The following is an 11540-nucleotide window of genomic DNA, read 5'->3' as shown; positions in this document are numbered from 1 at the left end:
GCAACACGTTTGGGGTGACGCTCAGGCGTGGATCGAGGGCAGGTCCATGCGTCCGCTGTACGTAAGTATTTTGCGTAGATCTGCAAGCCGTCGGAAAGTGCCTGCTCCAGGGCATGACGGAGGGCGGGGCCCGCCGCACGCGGACCCCGCCCGATGGAGCCGGCCGGAGGTCAGAGACCGCCGGTGTACAGCAGCCGGTCCGGCGAGCCGGAGCCCAGGCCCGTCAGGACGTCCGGAGTCGCCTCGGCGGCGAGCCAGTCGGCGACCTCCTGCGGCGCCGCGTCGGGGTGCTGCTCCTTGTAGAGAGCCGCGACCCCGGCGACGTGCGGGCTGGACATGGAGGTTCCGCTCAGCGCCGTGGACCCGCCGTCGAGCTTCGCCGACACGATGTCCACACCCGGGGCGTACAGCCACACGCAGGTGCCCCAGTTGCTGAACGTCGCCTGCCGGTCCCGGTTGTCGGAGGCACCCACGGCGAGCACACCGTCGGCGCGGGCCGGGGAGACGTCACAGGCGTCCTGGTTCTCGTTGCCCGCCGCGACCACCGGCAGGGTCCCCTGCGCCGCGAGGGCGTCGAACGCGTCGTCGACGGCCGAGGACGCCGGCCCGCCGAGGGAGGCGTTGACCACGGCCGGCTGCTCGGCGTTCTGGGCGATCCAGTCGAGGCCTGCGATGATCCCGGCCCAGGTGCCCGACCCCTCGCAGTCGAGGACCCGCACCGGCACGAGGGAGGCGGCGGGAGCGACACCGTACGTCGCACCGGCCACGGTCCCGGCCACGTGCGTGCCGTGGCCGTTGCAGTCCTCCCCGTTGCGGCCGTCCCCGATCGCGTCGTAGCCCGCGCCCACCCGGCCGCCGAACTCGCTGTGGGCGGCCTCGATACCCGTGTCGAGGATGTACGCGGTCACGCCCTGGCCGGTACCGGACACGTCGTACGTGCCGTCCAGGGGCAGACTGCGCTGGTCGATGCGGTCCTGCCCCCAGCTCCCGGCCACGGCCCGCTTCCCCGCCGCCCTGGAGGCGGGCGGCGCGACGGACGCCTCGCTGTTCTCCTCGACGGTCTGGACGCCGGCCGCGCCCCGCACCTGCTCGAGCTGCGCGGGCGTGAGCGAAGCCGCGAAGCCGTGCAGGACCTTGCTGTACGTGAAGAGGGTGCTGACGCCGAGCTGTTCGGCCATGGCGCCCGGCGTCTGCTCGGGCGAGAGGGTCACGATGTACTGGCCGGGCACGGCCCGGGCCGACTTCTGCACCGGCACGAGCGTCTCGCCGGTGTCGGCCGCGGCCGTGGTGGTGCCGATCAGGGGCGCGATCAGCAGTAGAGCGGCTGGTGCCCAGCGGGCGCGCAGGCGCATGCGTTCTCCCTTGAGGTGGAGGAGCGGATCGCGGACCACGACGGGTCCGCGACGTGCGAACACCTGACCTTTCGTCCACATCCCGGGCGGGCCTTGAGCCGCATCAGCCGGACAGCGCAATGATCATTACCGGGGCAGGCCCATTCGGCCGATGAGGTGAATGGTTTCAACACCTGCGGGCAGGTGCGGTCCGCCCCGGCTCGGCAGGGTCAGCCGCGCCGCACGCGCCCGGCTCAGGGCCTTCGGGCCAGAGGCGGCACGAACACCGGAAGAGCCTTCGGCGGGCGCCTGCTGCACCCTCGGTCGGGAATTGGAACGTTTTTGTCCCCCGCTCCGCACCCCGGCTCCCGGGCATGGGCGCGGCAGTCGGGGCGGGTCCGGTTCCGGCCGTCCGGCGCCGGTGTCCGCGGCACGCCCGGCGCGGACACCGGCGCCGGATGTGCACACGGTGATTCCGTCGGTACGGCCGGCACTCCGGGTCAGCCTCCGAAGGCCGGCAGGGGCTTGTCCGGTGCCGCCTCGTGGGTGATGAGGTCGGCGATGTGACGGAGCATCGGCTCGGCCCACCGCTGCCAGCTCGTGTCCTCGCGCCAGCGCAGGGTCAGGGTCACCCGGTCCTGCCGCGCGATGACCATCAGCATGCGGGGAGCGGCGGTCGCACGCTTCGGCATCGCCTCCACGACGTCGCACGGCGCGTCCCGCATGACTGCCGGAATCGGGTCGCCCCGCAGCGCGGCCTCGGGCATGAAGTTGAAGACCGCGCCGGTGAGCGCGCCGTCCCGCAGATCGCCCAGGACTTCCTCGGCGATGTCCCCCGTCAGCCGGTGGTCGGCGTTGGCGTACCGGAAGACCTGGACCTGCTGGGACGCCGCGGCAGCCACCGTCGCGGCGAAACCGCCGGGCTGCGTGAGGTCCAGGGCGACCGGCGCGCTGATGACGGCGTTGCGGACCGAACGCATGGCGGCCGCCGTCAGTCTGTTGGCGGAGAGCATCAGCGTGCCGACGACACCGGCCTGTTCGGCGGCACCGATGGCGCTGCTGAAGGCGGCCAGGTAGACGGCGGAGACCGGGACCCGAAGCCGGTCGGCGACCGTGGACGCGGCCTCGGCGAGCCGGAAGGACGTCATCGTGCAGCCCGGGAAGGACAGCGGGGTGCCGTCGAGCGGTGCCTTCGGCACCGGGTCGGGCCTGTGGCCGGAGAGGTCCCGTGACAGACGCTCGCACTGCTTCCGCCAGTAGGCCAGGGCCCGTCGCAGGTGCGCGGCTCCGGCGGGCGTGGCCGACTCCCACAGGGCGAGGTCGACCGGCTGTTCCACGGGTCCGGCGGGGGTCCAGCCGGTGCCGCGGGCATGGGCCAGGAGTGCCGAGGCGAGGTCGTCGTGCAGCACGAGGACGCCGAGGCCGTCGGAGGCCCAGTGATCGACCACCACGGCGACCCGCAGGACCTTTCCCGCCCGGATGCCCATCAGCAGCGTGAGCGGCCACTGCGAGGCGAGTCGGAAGGACGTGCGCCGGGCCTCGGCGACGGCCTCGTCCCACGTGTCGAGGTCGACGGTCCGCAGGACCCGCTCGTATCCGGGGTCGAGGGCGTCCACGACCTGCCGGGCGTCGTCTCCGAGGCCGGTGACGCGGGTACGCAGCACCTCGTGGCGGGCCAGCACCTGACGCACCGCCCGTCGTGCGGTGCCGGGGTCGAGGGGTGTGGCGAGGGACAGTTCGCGGAACTGGTTGTCCTCGTGCGAGGCGATCTGGCGGTCGGGCGCCTCGGGCAGCCAGAGCCGCTGGACCCAGGTCAGCGGCCCGGTCCGGTCGGGGGCGGCCAGGCCCGCAGGGTCCGCGGTTCTCCGCAGGGGGGTCGGGTCTTGGACGGACACGTGGGCGTTCCTCTCGCGGGATGGGGGCCGGGTCGGTGGACCGGCACGGCATCCGGTCCGGGCGCACCGGGCCGTGTCACGGCACGTCCTGTGGGTCAGCACGGCAGCGGGTGCACGACGCGGGGGTGTTCAGGGCAGGAGGACCGTCTGGGCGCAGTGGCCGAGCCCTGATCCGAACCCGAGCAGCAGGGCCGGGCGCCCCGACATCTCTCCCTGGGCCAGCAGGGATTCCAGGGCGAGGGGGATCGAGGCGGCCGAGGTGTTCCCCGTCCGTACGACGTCGCGCGCCACGCGTACCTCCGAGGGGAGACCGAGTCGGCGCACCAGGGTCTCGGTGATGCGCAGGTTGGCCTGGTGCGGCACGAAAGCGGCGAGGTCCTGGACGCTCATGCCCGCACGGGCCAGTGCGCCTTCCGCGACCGCGGGCACGGAGTCGGTGACCCAGCGGAACACCTCCTGCCCGTGCATGCCCAGGTACCGGTTCGCCGGTTCCGGCCGCGCCGGTCCGCAGTCCCACGGATCGGGCTGTGCGATGGCGTCGGCGCCGGACGGGTCACTGCCCCATTCCGGGGGGAAGATGCGGGTCTCGCGCGACGGTGCGACCACCACGGCTCCCGCACCGTCGCCGAAGAGGAAGGCGGTGGACCGGTCGGTGGGGTCGACGATGTCGGACATCCGCTCGGCGCCGACGACGACGACGTGGTCGGCGCTGCCGGACGCGACCAGGACACGGGCCAGTTCCAGGGCGTGGCAGAACCCGGCGCAGGCCCCCGACACGTCGAACGCCGCGCCCCGGAACCCGTCGAGCAGGGCGCCGGCCCGGGCGGCCAGCGGGGGTGCCTGGTAGAGGTAGGACATGGTGGCCGCGATGACCACCCCGACCTGGGACGGGTCCACTCCGGCCTCGGCGAGAGCTTTGTCGGCGGCGGCGGCCGCCATCACCTCCAGCGTCTCGTCGGGCTCGGCGACGTGCCGGGTCTCGATCCCGGTCCGGCGGCGGATCCACTGGTCGGTGGAGTCCACGTGCCGGCAGATCTCCTCGTTGCCGACGACGCGGCGCGGCCGGTAGCCCCCGACCGCTGCGATCCGCGCCTGCCTCGGGAGCTGTCCGGCCTGTACGTGCTGCGGCATGGGGGTGCCTTTCGTTCGTGAGTGGGTTGCTTCCCGCCGCTGCGGACCGGTCACCGCCGGGCGGGGTCGTCCTCCGGCGCGCTGCCGCCCGACGGGAGGGGTCACCGGCCGGCGAGTCTCCGGTACCTGCTGCCGTGGAAGACCAGGGGCGGCACCTGCGGGTCGACGCCCATGGCGTGCACCCTGAGGAGGGCGATCCGGTGGTCCCCGGCGCCGATCTCCCGCTCGGTCGAGCAGTCGAACCAGGCGCTGGCACCCCTGAGCAGCACGGCGTTGCCGGGCGTCCCGTACCACGCGAGGCCGGCGAAGCGTTCGGCGCCGGGGGACGCGAGCTGCCTGCTGGCCTCTTCCTGGCTGCCGCTCAGCACACTGATCCCGAGGCGCGCGGCGCGGCGCAGCCGGGGCCAGGTGGTCGAGGTGAGCGCGGTGCAGAACGACACCAGCGGAGGGTCGAGCGAGACGGGGACGAAGGAGGACGCGGTCATGCCGACGGGCTCGCCGTCGACGAGCGCGGCCAGGGCCGTCACCCCGGTCGGGAAGGCGGCGAAGACCCGGCGCAGCGCGACCGGGTCGGACGCGCCGACGGCCAGGCCCGCTTCGGCGCTCACCGCTTCAGCGCACGGTGGAAGACCGCCGCGGTCCTGGCGTAGTCGTCGTCGGCACGCGCCGTGTCCAGGACGAACGTCCCGCACCCGGAGTCCACGTAGCTCCGGATCTCGTGCTCCACCTTCTCGTGGCTGCCCACCAGATAGGGGCAGTAGGTGGCGTGGTTGAGGAAGGGGCCCATCCAGTACGGGCTGTCCGGCCCGCCGGGGAACTCGTCCGCGGTGGACAGATCGGCCACCCACCGCGAATCGGAGACGCCGCGGGCGGCCCTCTGCGCGAGGCGGCCCGCCCTGGTCGCCGGAAAGCGCTCGTGGGCCACGCTCCATGCCTCCTGGTCGGTGTCGCGGGCGATGACACCGATGCGTACGCCGCCGCCTCCCGGGTCGCCCCCCGTCCCCCGCGTGCCGGTGCCCGGCGGTAGCGGGTAGCGCACCGGGACCGCCCCCAAGGTCCGCCCGGCCCGGCGCCCCGCGTCGGAGGAGCCCGAGATGAACAGCTCGGGTGCCAGGTGGGCGGGCAGCGCGGGTGACAGCGGCAGGGACCGCACCCGGTAGTAGTCGCCCTCGAAGGTCACCGGTCCGTCACCGGCGAGCAGCAGCCCGACCAGTTGGGCATACTCCGTCAGCCGGCGGTAGCGGTCGTCGTGGGCGCCGTTCTCGTCGCACAGCGCCGCGAGATCGCCGACGGACCCGCCCGCGACCAGGTTGAGGGCGATGCGGCGCCCGTACAGCGAGGCGTAGGTGGCGATCTTCTTCGCCACCGCGTACGGGTGCACGTACAGGGGTTGCAGGGCGACCAGCGGGACGAAGTCCGCGGTGGCGGCCAGCACCTCCTGTGCGACGACCCACGGGTCGACGGTGTTGTTGTCGGAGTAGACGAGGGCGCCCGTGAAGCCCGCCGCCTCGGCGGCGCGCGCGGCCCGCCGGACCGTCTCCGGATAGCCGCCGGGACCCGTGGGGGGTGGGATCGTCGCGTACAGCCGGAGGCCCAGCGCTGCATCGGCCACGGAAACACCTCTCGTCATCTGCTCAGCCTGGAGAACCGGGGGGACACCGGCACTCACGGTGGGCGAGGCGGACGGGGTGCGTCCAGGTAGTACGCAGGCAACTTTGCTGCCTGTCGCCGGAGGTGCCCAAGCTGCCGCCCGCTTGCCTGTTCCCGTGCCGGGCGGCGCTTCTAGGCTGACGCGGCGTCACCAGTACCGGCGCAAGCCTCGTGCGAACGAACGGAGCCGTCCGTGAATGAGCCCGCCCCCCTTTCCTACGGCCAGCTCTCGGTCTGGCGCGACGTCCGGGAGCTGAGCAGGGGCCGCTGGCACGAAGCCAACACCCAGACGTTCTGGCAGCTGCCCGAGGACGAGGAGTACGGCGCGACGGAGGTCGAGAACGCCGTTCTGACCCTCGTCGGCCGGCACGAGTCGCTGCGGACCGCCTACGACCTCACGGACCCCTTCGCCCCGGCCCAGCGGGTGCTGCCCTTCCTGGAGAGGGTGGACCGCGGTGTGGTCGAGTGCGGTCCGGAGGGGTTCGACGACGTCGTCGCGCGGCTGGCGGCCGAGCCCTTCGACCTGCGTGCCGCGCCCAGTTGGAGGTTCCGGGTCCTCACCCACGGGGGGCGCCCCCGGGTGGTGGTGCTGGTCCAGCACCACATCACCGCCGACGGCTGGAGCAACGGCATCCTGGAGTCTGACTTCCGGACGGCCCTGCGCGCGTCCGCTCCGGCGGCCGCCGCGCCCGTCTCCACTCCCCGGGGGCTTGCCGCGTGGCAGCGCTCCGAGGGCCGGCACGCCCGCCGCGCCGCGTTGACGGCGTACTGGGAGCGGATCTTCGGCCTCAGCGCCGCCTCGCTCGCCGGGGCCGGGCCCCCGGCACCGCCCGGCACCGCGTGCCAGTACTCCGTCCGCTCCCGGCAGGTGTACTCCGGGTGCCGGCGCCTGGCGGAGCGGCTGTCCGTCCCGGTCTCCAGCGTGGTGCTCGCCGCGTTCGCCCGCAGTGTCGAGCACGCGGCGGGGCCGGGCGCCCTGGTCGCGCAGCTCATGTCCTCCAACCGCTTCGTCCCTCCGTGGAACACCGTGGTCAGCTCCATGAACCAGTGGACGGCCGCCTCCGTCGGCCCGGCCCCCGACGACTTCGCGGCCTACGTCGGGCACGTCAACACCCAGAGCCTGCTGGCCTACCGGTACGGGATGTACGACGTGGACGAGATGGATCTGCTGCGCGACAAGGTCCGGGCCGGCCGCGAGCCGTACGAGGCGTCGCTCGGATTCAACTTCCTCACCGGTGCGGCGCCGCCACCCGGCGCCCCGGCCGAGTCGGACACCCTCCGGGAGTCGCCCTTCTCCCGCATCGGGCACCCCTGCTATCTGCGGGCCACCGACGAGGGCGGCGAGTCGCTCCACCTGCGGCTGCGCACCATGGGGCTGGCGGACCCGCTCACCCGGGACCTGCTGGAGGGGACCGTCGCCCGGCTGACGGACGCGGCTGCCTGACCCCGGCCGGCTCCCGATCCGGCCGCCTTCCGCCGGCCGGCCTCCCGGCCCGGCTCACCCGCTGATCCGGACCACGACCTTCTGTCCATGGAGCCTCCTGTGCCTGCCCATGTGATCGTCCTCCACCGTTGGACCGACTCCTACGCCGACTACGCCTCCTACCTCGACCACCGCGCCCTGCGGGTCAGTTACGTGACCACGGCACGCGCCCGTCCGGTCCTGCCCGACGCCGCTGCCGGCGTCCGCGTCGTGCCGAGCACCGAGGACCGCGGCGCGGTCCGCGCCGCGGTCGGCGAACTCGTGGCGATCCACGGCCGCCCCGACCGGATCGTCGCCCTGCACGAGGTGGACCTGGACGTCGCCGCGGAGCTGCGTGAGGACCTCGGGGTGCCGGGCGAGACCCCGGCCGGGCTCCACCCCTTCCGCGACAAGCTGGCCATGTCGCGGCGGCTCGCCGCGCGCGATGTGCGGGTGCCCGCCGCCGAACCGGCCCCCGGGCACCGGGCGGTGGCCGGGTTCGCCCGTCGGCACGGCTGGCCGGTCGTCCTCAAACCGGTCCGGGGCACGGCCAGTTCGGATGTCACGCGGCTGGACGGCCCCGCCGCCTTGGACGCGTACGTCTTCCCGCCGGACCTCCCGCTCATGGTGCAGGCGTACCTCCCGCACGCGGTCCTGCACGTGGACGGGATCGTCGACGGCGGCGATCTGCGGGTGTGGCGGGCGTCGCGGTACGTCAACACCTGCCTGGACTTCGCCCGTGGCGAAGCCCTCGGCTCGGCCGAGATCGACGATCCGGTGCTGCTGAAGAACATCGGGGAGTTCACCCGGCGGGCCGTGCTGGCGATGTCGGCCGACCCGTGGGTCTTCCATCTGGAGCTGTTCGCCTCCGACGACAGCACCGACCCGGTGTTCCACGTCCTGGAGGTGGGCGCCCGCCCCGGTGGCGCCGAGGTGCCCTTCGTCTGGCGCGAGGTGCACGGTGTCGACCTGATGGCCGCCACCGTCGACGTGCAGATGGGCAGGCCGCTGCACGGCCACTCCCCCGGCGCGGAGACCGGCGAGGAGGAAGAGGCGTACGGCGGGTGGCTGCTCGTCCCCACGCCGGCCGCGCGCCCGTGCCGGGTCCTGGCCGCGACGTCCCAGACGGGCGAGGCGGACGGACCGTACGCCGAGCGGCTTCCCACACCCGGCGGGTATCTGGCCGACCTGCCGGGATACGAGCACTCGGGCGCCCGTTTCCGCTTCCGGGGGCGCACCTCCGCCGACGTCGAGCATGCGATCGCCCGGACGCTGGAACGCCTCGACTTCCGGTGCGAGCCGGTGGACCCGGCCCACCCGGCGCGGGTGGTCGTGGTCGCCTCCGGTGGCCGCGCCTACCGGGAGTACGCGCTGCGGGACGCGGCCGCGCACGGCCGGGTGCTGGCGGTCGGGGACACCGCCCCGGAGTGGGAGTCCCCGTACCTCACGGCGCATCAGGTCGTGGACACCGGGGACGTCGACGCCCTGACCCGGGCCGTGTCGGGGCTGCTGGAGCCGGACAGCGGCCCGGCCGGCCTCCTGACCTGGAGCGAGGTGCACCTGGAGCGGACCGCCCGGGCGGCCGCGCGTCTGGGGCTGGCGCACATGACACCGCAGGCGGTACGCAACTGCCGTGACAAGCTCCGCACCCGGCAGCTGCTGGAGCGGGCCGGACTGCCGTCCGCCCGCTACACCGTCGTGAGGTCCCTCGCGGAGGCGCACGAGGCGGCGGCGCGGATCGGTTATCCCGTGGTCCTCAAGCCGCGCGCCCTGGCGGGCAGCAGCGGAGTGGTGCTGGCCCGCTCCCCCGCCGATCTCGACGAGGTCCACCGGCATGCCGCCGGGGCCGCCTTCGCGGGTCTCGACGCGCTCGACGGCCTGATGGTCGAGGAGTACCTGGACGGACCGGAGATCAGCCTGGACAGCGTGGTCGTCTCCGGTGAGGTGCGCTGCGTCAACCTGGCGCGCAAGCGGATCGGCTACCCGCCCTTCTTCGAGGAGATCGGGCACCTGGTGTCGCCGTGGCGCCAGGAGCCATGGGCGGACGACCTGACCGACATCGTCACCCGCGTCCACTCGGCGCTCGGTGTGACGGCCGGCGTGACCCATGCCGAACTGCGGCTCACCGGGGGCGGGCCGCGCCTGGTCGAGCTGAACGGGCGCCTGGGCGGCGACTTCATCCCGCTGCTCGGCCGGCTGGCCACCGGCGTCGACCTGACGGCGGCCGCCCTGGACGCCTCGCTCGGCATCGTCCCCGATCTGCGGCCCACCCGGGACCGCTGCGCCGCCGTGCGCTTCCTCTATCCCGAACAGGACGGCACCGTCGACCGGCTGGACGTGTCCGCCGCACGCGAGGTGCCGGGTGTCGAGCGTGCGGTGGCGCTGGCGGAGGCCGGGCAGCAGCTGCTGCTCCCGCCGCGCGGGGTGGTGCCCCGGCTCGCGGCCGTCATCGCCACCGGCGACGACGCCACTGCGTGCGACCGCGTCCTGGACGAGGCGGTCGGCCGCATCCACGTCCGTGTCACCCCTGCAGAGGAGCGATGAGCACGCTGATGGAATCCGAATCTCCTGAGATCTCCCATGTGGTCCTGGGGTACAGCGTCGGCCTGCTGAACCAGCTGGAGCGGGTGCTGCCGCCCGGTTCGGTGCTGGTGGTCGAGGAACCCTCGATATGCGCGGCCAGGGACGTGGCCGGGCAGCTGGCACGCTTCGCCTGTGCCGCCGGGCTGGCCGAGGCCCCGGTGCAGGACGAGGCCGGTGCGGCGCGGCTCGCCGAGCACGTCGAACGGCCGGCCACCGTACGCGCCGTGCTGCCGGGGCTGGAGTACACGGTGGTCTCCGCCGCCGCACTGGCCGAGTCCTGGGGGCTGCCGAACGGCGGCCCTGCGGCCGTCCGCGCCTTCCGTGACAAGTCCCTGCTCCGTGAGCGGGTGTCGGAGCAGGGCATCGCCCAGCCGGACTGGCGGCGGGTCGACGGCCCCGAGGAGGTGGCGGCCTTCCGTGCCGCCCACGGCGGTGAGTGCGTGCTCAAGCCGACGCATCTCCAGGGCAGCGTCGGTATCCAGCTCATCGGCGCCGGGGACGACACCGTCGAGGCGTGGCGGCGGACGGCGGCCGCGGACGAGGCGAACCTGCGCACCGGGCGCGCGGGCACCGCCGGCTACGTGGCCGAGGAGTGGCTGCACGGCCCCGAACTCAGCGTCGAGGCGCTGGTCCACGACGGCGCGGTCGTGTTCCTGAACGCGACCGCGACGCAGCTCTACCCGGGACCGCACCCCGTCGAGCGCGGCCATGTCGTCCCCGCCGCCGCCGATGACGCGGTGGCGGCCGAGAAGGCGATGCACACCCTCGTGGCCGCCACGGGCTTCCGCAGCGGCATCCTGCACGCGGAGTGGATCCTGCGCGACGGCACACCCCATCTCCTGGAGTGCGCGGCCCGGCTGCCCGGGGACTACATCCCGCTGCTCATCGCGCTCGCCTACGACAGCGACCTGGTGCGCGGCCTGCTCGACGTGCTCGAAGGACGGCCGCCCACGATGGCCGCCGCCCCGGTCAGGGGCGCGGCGATCCGCTTCCTCGACGCGGCCCCCGGCACCGTCCGGGAGATCCGCGGTCTGGACGCGGCGCGCGCCCTGCCCGGTGTCGTGGACATCTGGATGTCCGTGGACCCGGGCGGGCGGGTGGCGCCTCTGACCAGCTCCTGGTCCCGGGCGGGCGAGGTCGTCGCCCTCGGATCCGACCGTGAGGAGGCCGCCGCCAACGCCCTCGCGGCGGCCGAGGCCGTGGAGGTCGTCACCGTGTCCGCGTAGCGTCCGGAAACGCCGGGGGGGGGGGGGGCGCCGGCCGGGCGCCCGCGCGCCCGGCGGGGGGCCCCCCCCCCCCCGCCCCCCCCCCCCCCCCCCCCCCCCCCGCCCCCCCCCCCCCCCCCCCCCCCCCCCGGGCCGGGGCCGCCCCCCCCCCCCCCCCCCCCCCCGGCGGCGGGCGCCCCCCCCCCCCCCCCCCCCCCGGCGGAGAGAGCGGGCCCCCCGCGCGGGGCGGGGGCGGGGGCGTGGTCGTTGCGCACCTCGCGCA

Annotated in this window: 8 protein-coding genes; 3 read left to right on the top strand and 5 right to left on the bottom strand. The window is 74.4% G+C overall.

The genetic code is table 11. The annotated features are described in order from the left end of the window. Positions 1-170: 170 nt before the first annotated feature. The 5 genes from ACFC51_RS18645 to ACFC51_RS18625 form a co-directional block, all read right to left on the bottom strand. Positions 171-1352, bottom strand: a complete 1182-nt coding sequence (locus ACFC51_RS18645) for a S8 family serine peptidase (protein WP_376530060.1) — start codon at positions 1350-1352, stop codon at positions 171-173. A gap of 479 nt (positions 1353-1831) precedes the next feature. Then, on the bottom strand, positions 1832-3226 hold the full coding sequence (locus ACFC51_RS18640) for a condensation domain-containing protein (protein ID WP_376529687.1): 1395 nt from the start codon (positions 3224-3226) through the stop codon (positions 1832-1834). A 129-nt stretch (positions 3227-3355) separates the two neighbouring features. Beyond that, entirely contained in the window at positions 3356-4357 is a 1002-nt protein-coding gene (locus ACFC51_RS18635; RefSeq protein WP_376380905.1) for a beta-ketoacyl-ACP synthase 3, read from the bottom strand. 101 nt (positions 4358-4458) lie between these two features. After that, entirely contained in the window at positions 4459-4965 is a 507-nt protein-coding gene (locus ACFC51_RS18630; protein ID WP_376380908.1) for a flavin reductase family protein, read from the bottom strand. Beyond that, a complete protein-coding gene (locus tag ACFC51_RS18625) occupies positions 4962-5969 on the bottom strand; it encodes an LLM class flavin-dependent oxidoreductase (RefSeq protein ID WP_376380911.1) in 1008 nt (335 codons plus the stop codon). The genes ACFC51_RS18630 and ACFC51_RS18625 overlap by 4 nt, the downstream gene beginning before the upstream one ends. A 231-nt stretch (positions 5970-6200) precedes the next feature. Here ACFC51_RS18625 and ACFC51_RS18620 point away from each other — a divergent pair, with 231 nt between their 5' ends. The 3 genes from ACFC51_RS18620 to ACFC51_RS18610 all read left to right on the top strand — a co-directional run bounded on the left by ACFC51_RS18620 (position 6201) and on the right by ACFC51_RS18610 (position 11278). Beyond that, complete coding sequence (locus ACFC51_RS18620; protein WP_376380914.1) at positions 6201-7451, top strand: condensation domain-containing protein; 1251 nt, start codon at positions 6201-6203, stop codon at positions 7449-7451. Positions 7452-7538: 87 nt separating this feature from the next. Continuing rightward, a complete protein-coding gene (locus tag ACFC51_RS18615; protein WP_376529685.1) occupies positions 7539-10013 on the top strand; it encodes an ATP-grasp domain-containing protein in 2475 nt (824 codons plus the stop codon). A gap of 8 nt (positions 10014-10021) precedes the next feature. Further along, a complete protein-coding gene (locus ACFC51_RS18610) occupies positions 10022-11278 on the top strand; it encodes an ATP-grasp domain-containing protein (protein ID WP_376380920.1) in 1257 nt (418 codons plus the stop codon). Positions 11279-11540: the final 262 nt, after the last annotated feature.

Source organism: Streptomyces sp. NPDC055962, from assembly GCF_042270185.1.
GTDB lineage: Bacteria > Actinomycetota > Actinomycetes > Streptomycetales > Streptomycetaceae > Streptomyces.
The sequence above is the reverse complement of the archived record's forward strand: the minus strand, read 5'-3'. Positions and strand labels throughout refer to the sequence as shown.

Bases quoted from the DNA above. Each gene is read 5' to 3' on its own strand.
- ACFC51_RS18645 (WP_376530060.1), bottom strand. From the start codon at position 1,352: ATGCGCCTGCGCGCCCGCTGGGCACCAGCCGCTCTACTGCTGATCGCG.
- ACFC51_RS18635 (WP_376380905.1), bottom strand. From the start codon at position 4,357: ATGCCGCAGCACGTACAGGCCGGACAGCTCCCGAGGCAGGCGCGGATC.
- ACFC51_RS18615 (WP_376529685.1), top strand. From the start codon at position 7,539: ATGGAGCCTCCTGTGCCTGCCCATGTGATCGTCCTCCACCGTTGGACC.
- ACFC51_RS18610 (WP_376380920.1), top strand. From the start codon at position 10,022: ATGGAATCCGAATCTCCTGAGATCTCCCATGTGGTCCTGGGGTACAGC.